This is a genomic window from [Clostridium] symbiosum ATCC 14940 (assembly GCF_000466485.1).
Lineage (GTDB): Bacteria > Bacillota > Clostridia > Lachnospirales > Lachnospiraceae > Otoolea > Otoolea symbiosa.
Window position 1 is genome coordinate 16,394 of record NZ_KE992864.1, and the last position, 20,683, is coordinate 37,076.

The following is a 20,683-nucleotide window of genomic DNA, read 5'->3' on the forward strand; positions in this document are numbered from 1 at the left end:
CCCAGCCAGTGATAAGAGCGCTCGAACAGGCTGAGCGTAGCCGACGGAAGATCCCGGTACAGCTCCCTGCCGAATTTGCAACTGAACTGTACAAACTTGAATGACAGGCTGAAGGAAAAAGGTGCGCTTCTCGGATTTCCGGTCAATCCCAGCCTGAATGTGGGCTCCATAAAAGGCGTTGAGGATATGCAGCAGGCAATTGACGAAATCCACGCGATATTCAAACAGGTATGTTCCAAATATGGGACGAGAAATGAGCTGACCTGTAACCAGTATTTCAATTACTGGAAAGTCGATAAAGCTCATCCTGTTGCCCGGACTGCCGGTGCAAAGGCAGTGTATTATATCCTAATCAATGCTGCCTACTGGACATTCCTGACTTCGGCTGTAATTCCCCATATAGCATTGGGTTCCGAACTGACGGATGACTTTGAGGAAAGAACTACGCTGCGCACCTGCGCCAATTTCCTGATGAATATCGGCATGCTTATCGCACTCAGCGGCTCACTCATGATTGTACAATTTTTTGCAAAAATATTTGGCAGCGAAAGTCTCGGATGGACGGCGACCGGAGTACTGTTTGCAGTGATAATCGTTTTCGTGTATAATTTCTGCTGCTTACAACCGTTTTAACCGGTGTGTTTGCAAACAAATTCGGCAATTCTCCGGACGGCCTCTATACTTCGATGATCGGCTTTTTCATGAAGGCCGGAAACGCAATCGGAATGTGGATTACCGGCATTGTGCTCAGTGCAATCGGCTTCAACGCCGAAGCTGCCGAACAGGCCGCGGATACAATAGCTAACCTTAAGCTGGCATTTGGCATCATACCGGCCGTTATCCTCGCTGTTGCCGTAATAGCAGCTATTGCTTATTCGCTGATGAAGGAAAAGTATGCGCTGCTGCTGACTGGGCAGAGGCGAAGGAATATGGTGTGGAGTATCGGGTTGAGGGGGTGGAGAGGGTGCTGTAAGGGGATGTGGGCTGCACTGGGAACTTTAAAAATTTATTATGACTGGATTGAGTGACTGTAAAAAGATGCTGTTCTGTATCGTTTGGAAAAATTATGTCAACATGACGTGGATTATCGCAAAGATAGCGAACCTTCAAACTGAGGTAAGAATACCTTACTCAGTTTGGAGGTTTATTTTATCACGGAAAAAAAGGTTGCTGCATAGAAAGAGGCGTCACTAAACTAGTCAGATATTACATGCTATACCAAATGTATAAGAATTTAATACCAGGAGTTAGTAATATCAAATACCGCACGAGACTGTTTCAAAGTTTATGTAAAGACCAAAAACTGATATAAGATATGTCATTACAATATTTATAAAGAAAAAGTATAGTGAAAAACATTTTATGATAGTTCTCTGCCATATTCTAAAATATCAGCAATTCGTTTTGATGCAAAGCCGTCCCCATAGGGATTACTAGCCTGACTCATTTTAGAATACTCTGCGGAGTCCTCTAACAGCAAATGAAATGCATTGTAAATAGTTTCTTCATCTGTACCCACCAACTTTAATGTCCCCGCATCTATTCCCTCAGGCCTTTCTGTTGTATCACGCATAACTAAAACCGGCTTTCCAAGAGACGGAGCCTCTTCCTGGATACCACCGGAGTCTGTGAGAATCAAATATGACTGCGAAAGGAAATTGTGAAAATCCACCACATCCAATGGCTCAATAATGCGTATGCGCTCATCTCCACCCAAAATCTCATTAGCAGTCTCTCTGACAATTGGGTTCATGTGGATAGGATAGATTGCTTTCACATCGGAATGTTCATCACAGACACGACGGATGGCGCGAAACATATGCTTCATCGGTTCCCCAAGATTTTCGCGGCGATGTGCTGTAATCATAATCAATCGGCTTCCCTTCGCCCATTCGAGCTGCTCATGATAATAATTTGAGTGGACCGTGGTCTTTAAAGCGTCAATTGCGGTATTGCCAGTTACATAAATCGTTTGGGGATCTTTTCCCTCCCTGATCAAATTTTGCCTCGACAATTTTGTCGGGGCAAAATTATAAGCTGCTATGATACTGACTACCTGGCGGTTAAACTCCTCCGGATAAGGTGAGTAAAGATTGTAAGTGCGAAGACCAGCCTCCACATGTCCAACCGGTATCTGTAAATAAAAACAAGCCAATGCAGTGGCAAAGGTCGTGGAGGTATCTCCATGGACAAGCACTACATCTGGCTTCTCTTTTTCTAATACTTCTTTTACTTTATTTAGGATATTTGTTGTTACATGAAAAAGCGTCTGGCGTTCTTTCATGATAGATAAGTCGTAATCAGGGACTACATTGAAAGCGTTTAAAACCTGATCCAGCATTTGGCGGTGCTGTCCGGTGACACAGACGATGGTTCGTATGCAATCTCTGGCTTGGAGTTCATTAACCAAGGGACACATTTTTATGGCTTCAGGACGGGTCCCAAAGACTAACAAAATTGTTTTCATAACATTCGCTTTCCTTTATTATTTTAATAGATCATTCAAATCCTTATCACTAAAATGGGCTTTACTCTTAAAAATATTAATTCCATTTAGAATATTCTTCTTCAATAATATCAATTGGGTATTTTCGTCCCCTATTTTTCTTTATATAAAGTATTTCCTTATATACCCAATACAACAGAGGTTTGCAAATCACTTTAAACATATATCCTTGAACAAGTTCTCCACCAAAGCGCTCTTTAAATCTTTGGATTCCATCCAATTTGCTTCCAGACTGCACGCCTATTCTGCATCCTACAAAATTGTACTGTTTAACCCCCCATTCTTTCATGTCCTTCATCGCAATCCAGTGCAATAAATTCATTGCTCCTGAAGAAGGTTTGTCAATACTGGCGCCATAAAGGTAATAGCACTGTGAGGAATGAAATAAAAAAATAGCCCCACCTTGCACTTGTTCATCTTTATATGCAAGATATATTTTCATTTGAGAAGGCATACAATCAAACATCTGTTGATAAAAATCTGGCGTATTACCCGTCCGACCACTTCTATCCCAAGTTGTCTTCTCTATAGGCATATATTCTTCAATTAATTCTTTACCGCCCCTTTTTATAACCACATTCTCTTTTTCTGCTTTCCTTATAACATTCCGATGCTTACTATGTATTCCGGCCCAAATTTCCTCCTCTGACTTTTCCAAGTTAATAATATAACTTCCAAAAGGTATTTTCATTGCATTCAAAGGTGTTTCCTCAAATAAGGCACAGGGGGCACTTGGTCCTACCCACAGAACGTTATATTTTTTCTTTAAAATCTCTATAACACTTGTCATAAATTCTTCCGCGTTCCCTATATCCTCATTAAGCTTTATGTATTCTGCTGGTATTTTTGCAATATTAAACAAAAACTTTGTTTTCAGAATCACCAGTAGACAATATTCTTCACTGCAAAAATATAATGGTTCTTCTTTTTGCATTTTAACATAATCAAAATATTCTCTAGTATAATAAGCATTGAGAGCTTCTGGTTTTATTCTTATTAGATCTGGAATTTCCTCATAGGTGTAAATTTGTATAGAACGATTCATATTCATCTCCACTTTTGTAATGTCATAAGTAATATGTACCAGGCAGTGTACAAATCTTTCTGGTATCAAAGATCACTTTCCCTTTTAACTCTTTCATACGCTGTCGAATCTCAGAATGGGCTACTAAAATAACAATCAAATCAATATTATCTATGAATTCTGTGAATTCGTGCTTTTGATTAGAAACAATGTTTTCTTCAATGTATGGATCATAGACTTGAACAAACCCATTTGATAAATGTGATTTCATGCTTGCGAGTATTTGCAAAGTTGGACTTTCTCTTACATCGTCCACATCTTCTTTATACGTAAGACCATAAAAACCCACTCTGGATAAATTCGTAATTTTATTTTCTTCCATTATTTCAGCAATACGGCTAAGTACATATTCCGGCATGCTATCGTTAATTTTTCTAGCTGCTAATATAATATTGGCAAGACCAGGATAATCTCCCACTAAAAACCATGGATCTACGGAAATGCAATGCCCCCCTACTCCCGGACCGGGAGCCAGGATATTAACTCTAGGGTGCTTATTTGCAATTTTAATTATTTCATATACATTCATGCCATCAGATTGACAAATTTTAGCTAATTCATTTGCAAAAGCAATATTTATATCACGATATGTATTTTCAACAACTTTTGTCATCTCAGCAGTCCTAATATCAGTAACCACAATTTCTCCTTGACAAAAGGAAGAGTAAATCTCTTTAATCTCCTCTCCCTTATCCATGTCATCTGCACCAATAGTTCTTGAATTATATTTTAATTCGCAAATCATGTTGCCAGGAATAATGCGTTCCGGCGCATGGACGAGATGAATATCCCTCCCTATTACAAACTGTTTTGCCTCGACAAAAGGCCTTACCGCTTTGTCAATCGTTCCAGGTGAAATTGTAGACTCAATAACAATTGTTGCCCCCTTTTTACAAACAGATAATATTGCATCGATTGCCCCAATAATATAATGTGCATCGATTTTTTTATTTTTTTTATTGTATGGTGTAGGCACTGCTACTATATATATATCTGTACAGGCGTATTCCGTAGAAAATGTTATGCCCTTCATTAAGGCCTTTTGAAATAGTTCTTCCAGACCATCCTCTGTAAAAGTTGTATGCCCCTCTTTTAACGTCTGTACAAGCTTTTCATTATAATCTGTACCTATCACCTCTATATCGTGTGCAGCTAACATTAAAGCTGTCGGTAAACCAATATACCCCAGACCTACCACATTTATTTTATTCATCTCTCTTAACCTCTCTTTATTTTTATAAGTTTATGGGGTGCCTTTACTTTAGTTCTTTGTAAACCAAACTTGTCCCCCTTTCTTACACATAATTCAATTATTTTCAATTATACTTTCACCCGTTAAGTTTTGAATTGCGCTACTCATGTATTCTTTAAAGCTATTGTAAGATAAACTTTCTCTTACTAATCCTTCAGAAATTTTATCTTTAATGGGATTTTCTAGCAGGCTATTACTTAACTCAGATATCTGTTTGCGACAGTTTTTTATATCTGTTCTTTTATGATATAAAAAATTCAACCCTAGCCGATCCAGCAAATCTTTTCCCTTTGTCTTGTCACCTTCGTCAAAACTAATTGCATAATCAAAAAACAGACATGGGGTCAGATTTTTTAAAGATAAGATTGTCCCATGAAAATAATTAGAATAGGTTAATTCCCCAAAGGAGAAAACCTGGCTCCATTCAAGAGGTGTTAAATCATCCAGAAAAACATCAGTATATCTATTTGCAGAATATACACTAACCAACTGATAGACAGTACCAAATATGTCTCTTACCATCTGGCCGATCTCTTCTGTTCCCATTATAAAAATTATCTTTTTACTGAATGAAATACCATGCAATGCCAATTTTTTTTTGGCTTTTGTTCTATAATCACTCAATAAGTTCATTTGTAAAAAAATTGTAGGATCGCAATTATGATATAATTGCTTCCTACAATTAAGTCCTGATAAAAAATTCTGCGTAGCCGTATCCCTGATCCCTATATATGAATAACGTTCTAACGCTTCTCTGATATAATTAGCCTCTTTTTCTGATACCTCATTAACATTCATTCTATCAGATGTTGCAGCATAAGAAACGTGATAACTAGCTATATCATCATTTAAAAAATATACATTAGGAAATGGATAATTTAAAAATTCCCAAACACAATCACTTCCGGTAATTAGAATATCATACTTATCTTTTAATTCACAAAAAACTTTATTGTAATCATCACTGATAATTGTCTTTTGCGTTAGGGGTAATTCCCCCCAGTCTCGTTCAAAAGCATTTATAAGACTAATTCTTTTTATCCAAAAATTTTTCTTAAAAAATGAATTATACACTCTCGAAAGTGAAACCTTAATGACTTTGAGCCATCCATTTTTCTTAATTGTCTTCATATAACTGAATGAATAAATCCATTTATTTTTTGAATAGTTATCATGCATTCTTCTTGTCATATAATCAATAATCTCAATTTGACAATTTGCAAAATCCTTTTCCAATCTTTTTGCTAAAGAATAAGATTGCATAAATGCACCATAATTTATACTTTTATGAAATGTCAAAATCCCCACTCTAATCATAAATTCCCTTCTCACTTCTGCTTGCGTGATATCCAGCAATCCATATTACAATATAATTGCAGGCATATAATGTTCCCGTTATACTTAAAAATAACTCAATTGATAGATTAAAAGATTTACTCAAACTAAAAGCAACCACTGCCTCAACAATAAAAAACATTTGAATTATCAATTTCATTAGTTGTTTTCCCGATATGATCAATCCCTGTACCATAACACTTACTACAAATCGTACAATATATAGTGGAATTAGTATTTTCACAAATGTTCCGCTCCGAATCCAAGAAGCTCCGAATACAAAAAAGAAAGCCGGCTCCGCAATAAAATATAATAAAGTAAAGGCAGGTAGAGCTATGGCTAATAACAATACTGACGTATTTCTATAGGAAACATAAAATCCACCATTATCTGCTTTTTCTTGACTTGCTTTTTTTAAAAACACCTTTCCAACACTGTCACTGATTAAGCTTAAAGGTATTCCCAGCATAGTCATTGATAGAGAAAAATAACCAACTTCTTCCGTATTATACAAACTGGACAGCATGACTGGTAATATAGAATATGATAAATTAGAAACAAAAAAACCTGGTGTTGAAAACAATGGCTGTTCTTTGTATGTTTTAGCAACAGTCCATAACTCCCCTATGCTGTATGAAAAGAATTCACTTAATTTCCACCCTAAACATTTGGTTTGCTTTCCAAGTCCTGTTACGCAACCGATAATAGTTCCTATTGTTAATCCAATGAAACTTTTATCCCACATCCCAAAAAGTACTTTAAATACACTCTGAGATAATGTTCTAAAAATATTAACTTGAGCTATAATATTATAGCAACCTAATCTATTATTATATGCTGTTAAGACATTAATAACCCCTGTCAGTAACATAAGGGGGATAGATAAATATATCCAGTTTCCAGCTACAAAAAACGTGTTTCTTTTAAGAATATTGTTATATATAAATAATCCTATGCATACTGCTAATGTTACAATAAATGAAAGGTATAAAGATAACGTTGTTAACTTTTTTCCGTCATCATCTGAATCACTGATTACAATAAACTGATCATATTGAAGCGTTAAGACAGGTGTAAACATTGAAACAACCGAGACAATTAACGCATTTATTCCAAAGGATTCCGGAGAATATAATCTTGTTAAAAGTGGCTGAGCTACATAAGAAATTATTTGCGCTATAAAAACTCCAGCTGTTAATGTCAGCATTGCCTTAATACCACAACTTTTTAAAAACTCTCTCAATTTTTTCAACATTTTTTTACTTTCTGTTTTCTTGATAAGCTTGTTCAATAGTATTAAATATTACTGCATCAGAAAACTGATTATTAATTTGCTCAATAAAATTTTTCAAATTTTCCAAATTAGTAATGCCAAATAATTTAGGATGCCCAATAAGACATATATATATCTCTTGATTAACACAATCATAAGTTTTTAAATAATAGTAAACCATTTCGATAAGCGCTTTATAATGGGCGCTATCAAGGCTCATCATGACAGAATGATTCCAAAAATCATTAATTTTTTGTAAAAGTTTCTTACAAGAGAAAGCCGACATTTCTATAGCATCAGATGTTTTTCCCTTTAACTCCTCTCGCCTTAATCTGGGATTTTTATGTACAATCAGCCATTTTTCAGGCTTTTTGCAAATAGAACCTATCGGTATCTCAAAAATTTTACCATTGCAGTCCTCTCGACAAAGCCCACTTTCCGATGACATCCACCAATTTTCTTTTTCGGGTGTTTTTGTAAAATTGTAATAATGCGTTCCAGTATTACTGTATAATCCCTTGCAAACGGAAGAGTCTATAATAATTCTATTTTCTTCCATCAATTTAAAAATCTCCTGCTCTGGTTGAATACAAAATCCCCCTGCCCGAAACGATACGCATTTATAATTATTGTCCACTTCCTTTAAAACTGATTCCAAATAATTTTTAGTCTCTAAAAATATTTGTCTCATATCGACTTCTGAATGAATTTTATCGAAAGCATGTAGACGATAGTATCTGTTATCAAATTGCCACTTGCCCTTTTCTAACTTTGCATTATACCAAATCGGATGTATATGAAGCTGAATGTCATGTTTTCTTTTTCTCATTGAAGTAATCTGAGCATTAAATGATTTTGGAAAATCATTTAGTCCAAATTCTGCATATCTTATACATGAAGCTGTATCAGCGTAGAAAGTAGCTTTAATATCATATTCATCCAGCAAATCCAAAATTCTTTCTGTAGGCTTAAATAAAACATCTTGCTCAGAAAAATCTGTATGTGCAAAAAAAAGTTCATAATCAAATGTAAGACATAAATGCAACATATTTCCCCTCACTATTATTGAAACAGCTCTTCAAACTGCAAGCAAACGGTTTCAATTTTATATTTCGATATATTAAAATCAACCTTGTGACTATAATCTCCCACTAAAAATTCATCAAGAACATCAAATGAGCTACTATCAGGGCGACACGAATAAATAGGGCGTCCCGCTAATGAGTAATCAATTAATTTTGATGGTGCTTGTATGCTTGTAGTATTTTCAATATTTATCAAAAAATCCTGTTTACTTAATTGATAGATGCAATCTTCACGTTTTAAATATGGAAATATCTGCAATTTATCTCCCAACACTTTTTTATACTTTAATAGTACTTTATGGTATACATCATTATTTAAAGAAGTATATAAAGTAAATTCAAAGTTTTCCTTTCGTCCACGTAAATATTCTAGCAATTTTTCCGGATTTCTAATATCATAATAAAGAGTTCCCGCAAATGCAAAATGAATACAATCTAAATCCTTTTTATACTCCGCTATCTTTATATTTTCTGTACTAAAACCTTGAGGTATAATTTTTATTTTATTCTCCGATAAATAATTTTGGTAATATAACTTCGCATTCTCAATCGGTATTGTTACATAATTTAATTTATCAAATGTGTATCTTTGTATCAGATCTACTAAAATTGAATGCTTTCCTGGTCCCAGATAAAACGGGTCCCCACAATCTCCTATCAATACAGGCGATTTTCTCATACGCTTTGACAGATATATCGACAATAAATGCGAATAGAATGGATTACCAATCGAAATAATGACATCATATGAATGATTAATTCGTTTTGCTAATGGTTTTATCTGTGTGACAAAAAATTTTTCACCAATAAGATAATTCATACATTTCTTAAGTTGTTTTTTTAATATACAAATATCTTCTGTTACTTCTTGGGATTGAGCAATATTGCATTCGTCATAATAAGATTGTAGATCCTTCATCGCTATCAGACGCCTTCTCTCCCCGTTTAAAACATCAACATTATAACCCGATTTAATTAATTCATCTGACAAAGCTCGCGCACGAAATGAACGTGGGTTATTTATCGGATAAAACCAATGTGTAATTATTAATATGTTCTTCATTCTTTTCTCCAATATATCTAAATTTTATTCCTCTTATCATCATTGCCATCATCACGTAAAAGCCAACCTCTATGATATAGCTGGATGATAATAAAAGTCTCGAAAAACCCAATGAAAAAAAGAGGATTTTGAATATCTTTAAATACATACTCTCTCTTTTGATAAAACACAAATAGATCATTATGCATAAAAACAATATTAAAATCGTCCCCAAAATAATTCCATAATCAATAAGTAGTTCTCCGAATATATTATGAGTGTAAGCTCCCGTTTTACCGTATCCCAGCGCATTTAACCAATAGCGGTCACCTGCCATACCACTGCCTGTAAACATAAATTTGTTAATTACTGTCACTGCTAAACTAAATAATTCATCTCTTCCAGATGGAGAAAAGACATCTCCCCATTCGATATGACGTATTAAATTCCCCTTAAATCCAAAATGATTTGCCGTATTCAATATCCATGTAAATATTGTCTGATAATTTGCAATTAGAATAATTATTCCAAGCATTCCTAAAAACATAGATAATGCTATTTTCTCTTTAGAAAAACGTGAAATTATTCTATATCCAATACATAGAATAATCCCCACAAGAGGTCCTCTGGCACCATCAATAATGACAATTATTATTCCTGCAATCAAACAAAATTTGTCAATTACAGTCCCTTTTTCCAACAAAAGAAAATAGATAATTGGCACTAAAAGCTGATATGATATTTCCATATAATTACTTCTGTCACACCACGGCATTGACAAATGAGATGCAATGGATAAAAAGGTTTGTATAAAAACGACTGTAATACAGTATTTATGCAAATACTTTTCAAGCTTATCTATATTGTCCAATGTAACCGAAGATAAAAAAGCAGGCAATCCTAAACCTAAAAAACCTAAAAGGATTTCATTTCCAAGTAAAAATGGACGGTTTTGGGTGAAAAAAATAAAGCTTGAAAAATACATGATTAACATGAACAGAGGAATTATCAGCATATATGGTTTTAAGTAAAAAACTGAATATAATCCCATTAAAAATAAAATGCCATAGGAAAATAGTGCCACAACTTCCGTTGAATACTCTGCATTTATCCCAATTAAAGAAAGCATGGAAAAGACAAATGTATTTAATGTGGTAAAAAAAAGCGTTGCACATATTGCATTGCATTTTAAAACCTCCACAATATCTTTTACTTTTATCCTATATCTCATATATTTTCTCTTAATACCTACCTTCCAGCATTTTATCAACCGCCTTAAAAATTCTTTCACAGTTTTTACAATCCCAAAGTGGAAAAAACTCTTCTGCTCTTTCCTCATACAACTTCTCTAATCTAAAGTTATTCTTATAACTCTTTTTTAAAAACTCAATTACACTTTCTACATTCTCAGCAGTCGGTCCGAAACCATTATCCTGATAAGAAAAATAGCCTTTTCTACCATGATATTTCTTGAACTTTTCTTGATCAAATTGAAAATATATTAAAGGTTTCTTCATATATGCGAAGTCAACTGAAACGCTTGAATAGTCAGTGATCATAAAAGAAGCTTCCTTTAATAAGTTCTGTATATCTTTATCAAATCGCTTGACAATAGTGATATTGGAACTCCTGGATTTAAAAGATGAAACGTATTGCTGCATAGCCCTATGTAGGTAAAATAATACCTGTAAATTATTCTTTTCTACAAATTCAATAAATTGTGCATTATTTAATAACCCGTTAAATTCCTTATAATACTGGCTATCGGTAAATTTGATTTTTTCTTCACAGGCAACCCCATTTTGAGTTAGCCAACTCCTCCACGTAGGCATGATTATTATAAGATTTTCCTGTTTTTTATAATCATGCAATTCATCAAATCTGGCTAATCCAGTATATACCACTGCCTTTTCTGAAAATCCAAAACTCGATTTGATATATTCGTATTCCGGTTTTGCTCCGCAAATAATACATGAAAGTTTATTATTTGTGTAATTAAGAGACTCATAGTAATTTAAGAGTACACCATGCTGAAGAAATACTCTTTTATTTTGTAAAACCCCTATTATTTCAAGCGGGAAAAAAGTTTTCAGGGATGGAGAAGAACCAAGCTGTGTCGATATTATTGATTGAGCACTTAAATAATATAACCAATGCCTTAACGATCCCCATCTTATAACATTACCTATTTTATTTACCTCTTCATAATACCTTGACTTTCGATTCAGGACATAGAATACTGGTTTTTGCTTCTGATACCTACACATATACCCAAAAAAATGATATCCGTTATCATTTGCTCCGTATTCATCCTCACAAATCAACCAAAATGATTTTCTTCTTATTTTAAGATACTGTTTATAAAGTATACCAATGGGATACATTAAAAAAAAAGCACTATAACTTATAATATCTGTTACTGTTAGCTTTTTTAACCGTCTTAATAAATACAAATTCATACTCTACACCAATTTTCTTCTCGCAAATTTTTGAAATACAATTCCTCTTATGTTCGATGGTAATAAAATCTGCAAAACCAACCTAAGAAAAATATTTTTTATGTATCTTGTTCGTGTAATCATTTTTTTATTAAGCATATATCTCTGAAGTTTTATCTCACTGATAAAATATCTTTTCCCACCTCGCCTGTTATACATATCTTTTCCTACACGGACGTAGACTAGATTTTCTGGGATATTATAAAATTTCTGTTCTTTTTCAATCATTCTGAGCCATAAAAAATAGTCCTCATTACAATACCAATCCCTATAGTTTCCAGCAGCTATTACATCTGCTTTCTTAAACATGACCGTTACATGATTGACTGGTGCTCTTTTCCTAGAATATTCTTTTATCTGCTCATCCTTTTCCGGGACAGTTCTAATTCCGACAATCTGTTTAGGAACATCTAAAAATTCATAAATATAGCCTCCCACAAGGCTTATACCCTTCATTTTTTCGAAACAAAGCAACTGTTTTTCGAATCTGTCTTTTACACTAATATCATCACTATCCATTCTCGCAATGTATTCATAAGAGCAATTTAGAATCGCAATATTCAATGCTTTTCCTAGACCTACGTTTTTTTTCAGTTCTATTATTTTAATCTCGATTCTTCCCTTGACTTCTTTCTTTTTACTTTCAAGAATGTAGATAATATCCTCATTTACAGGACCATCCAACACAACCACTATTTCAGACGGTGATACTGTCTGCTCTATAATGCTAGTAATTGCTTGATTAAAATAGGAGCCTTTATCATTTATGTAAACGCTCATTGCAACAGAAAATTTTAATTGCTCGCTCATTATTCATCTACCTTTTATGAGCCGTTGACCCATATCCTTCTTTATCCTGTATTCCTCCGCAGAAATTCTGCCTGTCCTCAATAAATAATCTCCTAAGTCCTCTGCTGTCTCCAATCCTTCCGACGTAATATCCCTTTTCCTCAAAACCTTATCCATGGTTTTTACTACAATTGCCATGTCTGTTCGGAGTCCTATATGGTGAAGATATTGAAGATCCCAATAAAACTTTTCTTCCCAAGAAATCTTATTTCTCCCATTCACCTAGGCTAATCCCGTCAATCCTGGAAGTACCTCATGGCGTTTCCTCTGTTTTGACGTCATAAAAACCATATCTCTCACCAACTGTGGCCGCGGCCCCACCACACTCATATCCCCTTTAAGAATATTAAACAATTCCGGCAGTTCATCTAAGCTGGTTGCCCGTAATTTTTTTCCAAACTCCGTCAGTCTCACTTCGTCAGGCAGCAAATTTCCATCTTGATCACGCTCATCCGTCATACTGCGGAACTTATACATCTCAAAAATTCTTTCATTTTTACCCGGCCTTTTTTGTTTAAAAATCACCGGGCTTCCTAGCTTTACACGCACAAGAAAAGCTGTCACCAGCATCACCGGTGACAGCACAATAATTCCAGCCGCTGCCATAATAATGTCCAACAGCCTCTTTATATATTTCCGATACATCCCTGCATCTCCTATTTTCTAAAGCAGAGTCTCTGCTTAAGTAAGCTAAATTCCCTATCTTCCTATCTAAACAACGATTTTACTATCTGAGTGACCCGTTCCATATCCTCATCCGTATTTTTCACATCACTGGGCAAACATACCCCTCTGTCAAAAATATCCCGGCCAATTGACTTCCCATTGAAACTCTCCACCTGTATAAAATCATTTTCCTGATAAACCGGCTGTAAATCCATCGGTTTCCAAATCGGCCTGCTCTCAATATTTTCCTTTTCCAGCGCCTCCATAATTTCAAGCGGAGAGCTTCCTCTCTGTATACATTCGGGCTCCAGGGTAATACATGACAGCCAGTTATTAGCCTCACCGTCGGGATTCAATGGATTCATCCGAATCTCTGGTATATCCGCAAAAGCCTCCTGATATCTTTGGTAAATATGCCGCTTTTTCTCCTTATATTTATCTAAGGTCAGCAGCTGCCCGCGGCCAATTCCGGCGACGATATTACTCATCCGGTAATTGTATCCTATCTCTTTATGTTCATAATGCCTTGCTGCTTCTCTGGCCTGTGTTGCCCAGAATCTGGCCTTTATTATGTCCGTTTCACTATCCGACACCAGCATTCCGCCGCCGGAGGTCGTGATTATCTTATTTCCGTTAAATGAAAAAATGCCGTACTTTCCGAAAGTACCGCATCCTCTTCCTTTATATGTACTGCCGAGTGCTTCCGCTGCATCTTCAATCAACGGCACGCCATGTTTCTCACAGATACCCATAATCTCATCCATCTTAGCAGGTGTACCGTAAAGATGGGCAAGCAATACGGCTTTTGTTTCAGGATATTTCCGGAAGCCTTCTTCCAGCGCTTCGGGCGACATATTCCACGTATCCTTTTCCGCGTCGATAAAAACCAGCTTTCCTCCTTCATAGGTAACAGGGTTACAGGTTGCGGCAAATGTAAGAGAAGATGAAAGTACCACATCCCCTGGCCCTATTCCTGCCAGCTTGACTGCAAGATGCAGTGCCGCCGTCCCGGCGCTTAATGCTGCTGCATGCTTTGAACCAACATATGCAGCAAGTTCATTTTCAAATTCATCAACATTTTTTCCAAGGGGCGCCACCCAGTTTGTATCAAAGGCCTCCTGGATATACTCCATTTCATGCCCATTCATTGTCGGACTGGACAAAAATATTCTTTTTTGCTTTTCCATCCTTCACCCTCTCTTCCTTAATACCATCGCATTCGTTTTATGAATCTATTTTTATTATTTCATTCATAGAAAAAAGGCCCCCTGCATATTGCATGCCGGTCAGCCTTTCGTATCCATTTATTTTAATATATTTGATTCGTTATTTCTTCTCGTGCGGGCTTCATATCCACCAGTTCAATCCCAAGCTTCACATCCACCATTCTCCCCGCAAATGGCATTTGAACCGTAACCTCACGCTTATGCAGGTTCACTTTTATCACATGCCCTTCCAGCCCCTTCAGAGGCCCATCCCGGACAACTACATTCTTTCCTCTGTCAATTCCATCAACCTTACCGCTATACTCTCCCCCTACAACCTGGACTTTGGACACCCTGGTCACATGGCGGCAGTCCCCAATTGCTTTAATTCTCTGCTCTTCATCCTCTGAAAGGGACAAAAAAAGAAAGTTCCCGTCCTGCAGAACTTTCGTCAATCTGCCAACCTGCTTCAGCCGCCTGTACAGTTCCTCCGCATTCCCTGAATCGGCAAATACATACCCTGGAAATAAAAGTTCTTCCACCTGTTGCCAGCGCCCCTTAAATTTTTTCATCCGTTCTTTCTTCGGTATAAAGCATTCCCTCAAGCTGTCATCACAGAGCGTCAACTGCTTTTTGATCAGCTCCGCCGTCTTCTCCTCCTGTCCCCCCTGGACTTGTATTACATACCACATATCTGTCGTTTTTCCTTCCCGCACAAGCGGAAGCGTCCAGAGCTGTTGTTTCATTTCAGGTAAAATAGGGTAAGCTCCGCCATCTGCACGCAATGCAAAATACAAATTGCGCGTGCAGCTGCCGTTGTTATCCCCTATTACCATATAGCCCGGAATCTGTGTGCCAATGCTTCACGTCATCTGCCTATAATCCTGTATTCTCAAAAGATGTATCTTCATTAATATAACGGCATTCGTGCTGAACATCCATGCTGAAACTGCATCCTGCATTTCAATTTCAAATGCTGTTCAAACGTATGTCGCTTAACAGATATATTAAGCGACATCTTTCGATACGATATTATACAATCTTCTGAGTTTCGTAAATTATAACACCAATTTTATGGGAGGTCAATATTCCCCCTCCCATTCTAACAGTAAGTTATTCCTAATATTTTCTTATTTTTTCTTAAATCCCAGTATTTACCGCTTCTTTCCCTACAAGACCCGGCTATTCCCCTAGCCGGAAATCCGCCAACGCCTTGGACCGCACATCTATCACAATGTGGCACTGGGAAACCATCTCATAGTTCACGTCCAGAGAATAATCAATTTCCACGCGGAGCTGATCCGGTTTTTCTTCCAATAAAATATTATCTGTATTCACCCCAACCATAATCTGCCCGAAGGGCATGGCGTAACAGCAGACATTTGTTTTCTCTTTCTCGAATATCATATGGGAACGGGCGCTTCCGCTCTTGATTATCTCTACGATATCCTCCCTGATCTTAATCGTGTTACGGATTGCACCTTCCACGCCGTCAATCAGTTCATCGTAGATTACGTAATGTTTACCGTTTTTACAGAAATAACTCCCGGCCGTTATTACGGATACATCATCGCTGTCCCCGTCAACCATATGCGCTCCGCTGATACTCACAAGTACATCTTTCGTCATATCAGTACTCCTCAATATTAATCTTCTTTGTCTCCCTGACTTCTCGTGGAAGAATCGACGTTGCAAAATTAGTAAACTTCTCAGCCAAATCGCTTACAAAGAACTGGTACTGCTCTCTGGTATCTTCCACGCCTTCTGACTTTGCGCCGCGGGTCATCCCCTTCTCCTTAAGCAGCCCCTTCAGCTCCACTGCCGTCTCATAAGCCGGATTCACCAGCGTTACATCATCGCCCATCAGGCGCTTAAATGTGGAGCGCAGAAGCGGATAATGGGTACATCCCATTACAAGCGTATCAATATATTTCCCTTTCAGGCACGCAAGGTAACGGGATGCAATCTCATCCGTCACCGAATCGTGAAGCAGTCCCTCTTCCACCAGCGGGACGAAAAGCGGGCAAGGTTTACCTGTCACTTCGATATCCCCTCTAAGTTGTTTCATCTCCTCCGAATATACTCCGCTGCGGATCGTGGCCTCGGTCCCGATGATTCCAATCTTTCCATTCCTGGTGGCCTCCACGGCCGCCCTGGAACCGGCCGAAATCACGCCGATAATCGGAATATCCAGGCTCTTCTCCACCGCCTCAAGGGCGCAGGCTGATGCCGTATTGCAGGCGATTACAATCGCCTTCACCTCTTTTGTCTGCAGGAAACGGATGATCTGCTGCGAATAACGAATCACTGTCTCCTTTGATTTATTCCCATAAGGCACCCTGGCCGTATCTCCAAAGTATACAATTCTCTCGTCAGGCATCTGACGCATAATCTCCCGCATTACGGTAAGACCGCCAACCCCTGAATCGAAGACACCAATCGGCGCATTTCTGTCCATCTGATTCCTCCATCTGATTCCTATACTTGTATCACCCATGTATTCTGCACCTGTACCGTATGCTTACACACGGCGCTTAACTCAATGCCTTAACTCGCACGCCGATTAATACCGCTTCATTCCATGCTCGATCAGCTTCCCAACCAGCTCTGTCTTGCTGATTCCGGCCGCCTCAAACAACATCGGGTACATGCTGATCGCCGTAAATCCGGGCATTGTGTTTATTTCATTAAATACGACGTCGCCGTCCTTCGTGACAAAGAAATCGACCCGTGCAAGCCCATAGCCGTCTACCGCTTTAAATATCTCCACGGCGGCACGGCGCACTCTCTCGGCGCTGTCACCCGGAAGCTCCGGATTTACAACCGTCCTGGACTCTGCATTAAAATATTTCGCCTCAAAATCATAGAATTGTGCGGCGGCCAGGACCTCACCGACGCCGGATGCAATCACCGGCTCTTTTCCGTTCCCGAATACGGCGCATTCAATCTCATGGCCGACAATCGTCTCCTCTACCAGAATCTTTCTGTCATGGCGTGCAGCCTCGGTAAGACCCTCTGTGAGCTGTTCCCTGTTTTCAGCCTTGGATACGCCCCTGGAGGAGCCTGCGTTAGACGGTTTAATAAATACAGGATAAGCAAACCGTGCTTCCACCCGTTTCACCGCTTCGGCCATTCCCTCTGTACCTGCAATCTCCTCTTTCATCACCGGCTCGTAGGCTGCCTGCCGCACTCCTACCCTGTCGGCAATAATCTTTGTAAAAAACTTATCCATCGATACGGCGGAAGCCAGAACTCCGCAGCCGACATATGGGAGCTTCGCCAGCTCAAAAAGTCCCTGGATTGTACCATCTTCCCCATAAAGACCATGCAGCACGGGAAATGCACCATCTACCTTGATTTTCTTTATTCCGGCCCCGTCTATGACAATGACACTTTTTTCCGTTGCATCCGGCGAGAGAACGGCCTGAACCGTACCATCTCTCCAGCTTTCATCCTGAATCGCCTCCACCGAATCTACCAGCAGCCAGTGTCCCTCTTCCGTAATTCCCACGATAAGGACATCATATGTATCTCTGTCTATATTATTAATCACATTTACTGCCGACATGCAGGAGACAATATGCTCTGATGACTGTCCGCCGAAAATAACGAGAATTCTCTTTTTTATCATGATTTAATCTGCCTTTCTATCGGATATAATTTTAAACTGTTTAGATTATAACACAGCTGTCAATACTTGGGGTAAGTAAGATAAAAATATGAAATAAATTGTAAGAAATAAAGCAGTAACTGGAATAAAGCAGCTCTGAAATATATCAGCCATGGAGGTTTACCAATGTCACATCCACACATTACATATTATATGAATAAATTATCAAAAGGGACTTCAAGAAAGGCGGCTCTACTTATAAGCGCCACCCTCTCCCTCACTCTGCTTGTTTCAGTACCGCTGGTCCTGAACCAGGCCAGAAAGGCTGAGGAGAGCCTGTCAAGCGGACTGGCTCCCCAGATTCTGCGCTTCCATGTTCTGGCTAACAGCAACAGTAAGGAAGACCAGGACCTGAAGCTGGAAGTAAAACAGCTTCTTATTGACACCATGTACGAAAATTTAGACGGCCGGGAGCTGTCTAAGGATGAGTTGATTTCCTACGTAACAGAACACAAAGAAGAGCTGGAACATACCGCTGAATCATTTATGCGTTCCGAAGGCTATGCCTATCCGGCCGATATCCGGATTGAACGCTGCTATTTTCCGACCAAAGTCTACGGTGACGTCACGTTCCCCTGCGGGGACTACGATGCGGTCCGGGTTCTTTTGGGAAGCGGACAAGGAAACAACTGGTGGTGCGTCCTTTATCCGCCGTTGTGTTTTTCCCAGTCTTCTGTCTGCGAGGTTCCCGACTCCTCAAAGCAGGAACTGAAAAACCTTCTTACAGACAATGATTACCGCGATCTGATGAAGAGCAGACGGGTTGTTTTTAATGATACCAAACAAAAAACGCAGACGGAAACTTCCGAAAAAGTTACCGTCCGCGTCCGTTTCCGCCTTGCAGAATTACTATCGCGAGACTAAATTTAAAATATATATCTGTGCCGGCTCCCCGTCTGTCCAGGTACCGCGCTGACCGGACGAACCAAACAGGCTCTAGTTCCCGGTGGAAAGCATGCCCTTCAGAGCCCAGTCATACGTCTCCATCGCCTGGAACAGGGATATCTCCGCTGTCTGGCGGTCGATCTGTTTGCCCAGGAAGGCCGCCTGCTCCTGCAGGTAGTCCAGCTGGCTTGCCATGCCAAGCTGGTACTTTCTTTCCATGGCATTCATCGCCGTTGTCTCGGTAGCCAGTGCGGCTTCTGCCAGCTCAAACGCCGTTTTTTTCTGGAGAATATCATTATATAAATTCACCATGGAGGCGGCAACCGTCTCCTCCAGATTTTTGATCGTGCGCTCCATATTCTTTTTATCGGTAGAGCCTTCGGTCATATTCTTAAGAATCTTTTTATTATAATTTAAATCGTAATTGTTCTGAAGAGCAGTCTGCTTATCCACATCCGGATTCATTGCCGCAATCCTGTTCATATCTGCCCCGGGCACTTCCCTGATATCAGGGTCTGCGTTGAACTGCCAGCCTGTGGCCAGACAGAGACTGTGTTTTACGGAATCCAAAGAGGTACGGGTCTGGGTATAGGTGGATTGAATGGACTGCACGTTTTTCTTGGCCGTCAGTATATCCATCTGTGTCGCCATCCCAAGAGAGGCACGCGTCTCGGTAGAGCGCTGGACTGCTTCCATAATCTCTATATTTTTCTGAATTACGTCCAGACTGCTTTTCATCTGGTTATAAGAGGCGAACATGGTTTGCACCGACATAATCAGACCGTTCTGCGTTTTCTGATATTTGAGTTTTCTGGACTCGTCGTCGTCGTACTGGCTGTCGGCGGAAATATTCTGCTTCATTGCACTGTTATCCATCATCGCCGCGCCAAGATACATGGCATTGTAGGAGGACATTAAGCTGTTTACACTGTTAATGCCTGCCTGCTTAAGCACTGCGTCCGCCTGTTCTTTGGACATGTTCTGCAGGGAATTGGCTAAATCCAGAAGGGAATCAGCCGTGTCCCTCATGTCTTCCGCCTGACTGGTCATATCGTCGGCAGCGTCTTTCAAATCCTGTCTTACGGTTTCCGCATCGTCCTTTGTCCTGGAATCTTTATAGGAAACCTGATTATTCATGTAGGTGGGATTGTATTCCTCCACCAGCATCTGAAGCTCATCATATTCCATCACATTGTCCCGCAGCCGGGCCCAGGTCGCCTCGTCATGGGCAAATTCCGGGTTCTCTGCCATTACCTGCAGAGGTGACGTGACAGTCATGGCTGCCGCTGTCAAAATCGAAAGAACTAAGACCTTCTTATCGTGTTTCATCTTT

21 protein-coding genes are annotated in these 20,683 nt (G+C 38.9%); 3 read left to right on the forward strand and 18 right to left on the reverse strand.

The features are described 5' to 3' along the window. The first annotated feature begins 96 nt into the window (after nucleotides 1–96). Both CLOSYM_RS07440 and CLOSYM_RS07445 read left to right on the forward strand, forming a co-directional pair. The gene (locus CLOSYM_RS07440) at nucleotides 97–633 is read left to right on the forward strand and encodes an MFS transporter (protein WP_021641630.1); all 537 of its coding nucleotides are present in this window, start codon (nucleotides 97–99) and stop codon (nucleotides 631–633) included. 5 nt (nucleotides 634–638) lie between these two features. Then, entirely contained in the window at nucleotides 639–1,028 is a 390-nt protein-coding gene (locus tag CLOSYM_RS07445) for an MFS transporter (RefSeq protein WP_147296744.1), read from the forward strand. Between the two features lie 332 nt (nucleotides 1,029–1,360). Here CLOSYM_RS07445 and wecB read toward each other — a convergent pair whose 3' ends face one another. The 17 genes from wecB to CLOSYM_RS07525 all read right to left on the reverse strand — a co-directional run bounded on the left by wecB (nucleotide 1,361) and on the right by CLOSYM_RS07525 (nucleotide 18,426). Continuing rightward, the gene (gene wecB, locus CLOSYM_RS07450) at nucleotides 1,361–2,467 is read right to left on the reverse strand and encodes a non-hydrolyzing UDP-N-acetylglucosamine 2-epimerase (protein ID WP_021641632.1); all 1,107 of its coding nucleotides are present in this window, start codon (nucleotides 2,465–2,467) and stop codon (nucleotides 1,361–1,363) included. Between the two features lie 76 nt (nucleotides 2,468–2,543). Then, entirely contained in the window at nucleotides 2,544–3,551 is a 1,008-nt protein-coding gene (locus CLOSYM_RS07455; RefSeq protein WP_049943658.1) for a lipid II:glycine glycyltransferase FemX, read from the reverse strand. Nucleotides 3,552–3,573: 22 nt separating this feature from the next. Next, nucleotides 3,574–4,803: a nucleotide sugar dehydrogenase gene (locus CLOSYM_RS07460; protein WP_021641634.1), complete on the reverse strand. Its 1,230-nt coding sequence runs from the start codon at nucleotides 4,801–4,803 to the stop codon at nucleotides 3,574–3,576. A gap of 93 nt (nucleotides 4,804–4,896) precedes the next feature. Beyond that, nucleotides 4,897–6,159, reverse strand: a complete 1,263-nt coding sequence (locus CLOSYM_RS07465) for a polysaccharide pyruvyl transferase family protein (protein WP_021641635.1) — start codon at nucleotides 6,157–6,159, stop codon at nucleotides 4,897–4,899. Further along, nucleotides 6,152–7,432, reverse strand: coding sequence for a lipopolysaccharide biosynthesis protein (locus tag CLOSYM_RS07470; protein WP_044902239.1), 1,281 nt, complete (start codon nucleotides 7,430–7,432; stop codon nucleotides 6,152–6,154). Before CLOSYM_RS07470 ends, CLOSYM_RS07465 begins: the two co-directional genes overlap by 8 nt. Nucleotides 7,433–7,436: 4 nt before the next feature. After that, nucleotides 7,437–8,498: a polysaccharide deacetylase family protein gene (locus CLOSYM_RS07475; protein WP_021641637.1), complete on the reverse strand. Its 1,062-nt coding sequence runs from the start codon at nucleotides 8,496–8,498 to the stop codon at nucleotides 7,437–7,439. A gap of 14 nt (nucleotides 8,499–8,512) precedes the next feature. Beyond that, nucleotides 8,513–9,598, reverse strand: coding sequence for a glycosyltransferase family protein (locus tag CLOSYM_RS07480; protein ID WP_049943660.1), 1,086 nt, complete (start codon nucleotides 9,596–9,598; stop codon nucleotides 8,513–8,515). Beyond that, nucleotides 9,552–10,808, reverse strand: coding sequence for an O-antigen ligase family protein (locus CLOSYM_RS07485; RefSeq protein WP_021641639.1), 1,257 nt, complete (start codon nucleotides 10,806–10,808; stop codon nucleotides 9,552–9,554). Before CLOSYM_RS07485 ends, CLOSYM_RS07480 begins: the two co-directional genes overlap by 47 nt. 10 nt (nucleotides 10,809–10,818) lie before the next feature. Next, nucleotides 10,819–12,036: a CDP-glycerol glycerophosphotransferase family protein gene (locus CLOSYM_RS07490; RefSeq protein WP_021641640.1), complete on the reverse strand. Its 1,218-nt coding sequence runs from the start codon at nucleotides 12,034–12,036 to the stop codon at nucleotides 10,819–10,821. A gap of 3 nt (nucleotides 12,037–12,039) precedes the next feature. After that, complete coding sequence (locus tag CLOSYM_RS07495; RefSeq protein ID WP_021641641.1) at nucleotides 12,040–12,885, reverse strand: glycosyltransferase; 846 nt, start codon at nucleotides 12,883–12,885, stop codon at nucleotides 12,040–12,042. A 3-nt stretch (nucleotides 12,886–12,888) separates the two neighbouring features. Then, nucleotides 12,889–13,062: a hypothetical protein gene (locus CLOSYM_RS24335; RefSeq protein ID WP_330362885.1), complete on the reverse strand. Its 174-nt coding sequence runs from the start codon at nucleotides 13,060–13,062 to the stop codon at nucleotides 12,889–12,891. A gap of 84 nt (nucleotides 13,063–13,146) precedes the next feature. After that, entirely contained in the window at nucleotides 13,147–13,569 is a 423-nt protein-coding gene (locus CLOSYM_RS24340) for a sugar transferase (protein WP_021641643.1), read from the reverse strand. A 62-nt stretch (nucleotides 13,570–13,631) separates the two neighbouring features. Next, nucleotides 13,632–14,777, reverse strand: a complete 1,146-nt coding sequence (locus tag CLOSYM_RS07505) for an aminotransferase class I/II-fold pyridoxal phosphate-dependent enzyme (RefSeq protein ID WP_021641644.1) — start codon at nucleotides 14,775–14,777, stop codon at nucleotides 13,632–13,634. A gap of 122 nt (nucleotides 14,778–14,899) precedes the next feature. Then, on the reverse strand, nucleotides 14,900–15,487 hold the full coding sequence (gene loaP / locus CLOSYM_RS07510) for an antiterminator LoaP (protein ID WP_242828651.1): 588 nt from the start codon (nucleotides 15,485–15,487) through the stop codon (nucleotides 14,900–14,902). Between the two features lie 490 nt (nucleotides 15,488–15,977). Beyond that, nucleotides 15,978–16,424: a YwiB family protein gene (locus tag CLOSYM_RS07515; RefSeq protein WP_003506362.1), complete on the reverse strand. Its 447-nt coding sequence runs from the start codon at nucleotides 16,422–16,424 to the stop codon at nucleotides 15,978–15,980. Between the two features lies 1 nt (nucleotide 16,425). After that, nucleotides 16,426–17,253, reverse strand: coding sequence for a glutamate racemase (gene murI / locus CLOSYM_RS07520; protein WP_003497499.1), 828 nt, complete (start codon nucleotides 17,251–17,253; stop codon nucleotides 16,426–16,428). A 105-nt stretch (nucleotides 17,254–17,358) separates the two neighbouring features. Continuing rightward, nucleotides 17,359–18,426 carry a D-alanine--D-alanine ligase family protein gene (locus CLOSYM_RS07525; protein WP_003506361.1) on the reverse strand — a complete coding sequence of 356 codons (1,068 nt, stop codon included), beginning with the start codon at nucleotides 18,424–18,426 and terminating at the stop codon, nucleotides 17,359–17,361. Between the two features lie 165 nt (nucleotides 18,427–18,591). Between CLOSYM_RS07525 and CLOSYM_RS07530 the strand changes: the two genes are divergently transcribed. Continuing rightward, entirely contained in the window at nucleotides 18,592–19,329 is a 738-nt protein-coding gene (locus CLOSYM_RS07530; RefSeq protein ID WP_044902240.1) for a stage II sporulation protein R, read from the forward strand. A 72-nt stretch (nucleotides 19,330–19,401) separates the two neighbouring features. On the opposite strand, the gene CLOSYM_RS07535 is transcribed toward CLOSYM_RS07530, so the two are convergent. Continuing rightward, entirely contained in the window at nucleotides 19,402–20,679 is a 1,278-nt protein-coding gene (locus CLOSYM_RS07535; RefSeq protein ID WP_009297562.1) for a TolC family protein, read from the reverse strand. Nucleotides 20,680–20,683 lie beyond the last annotated feature (4 nt).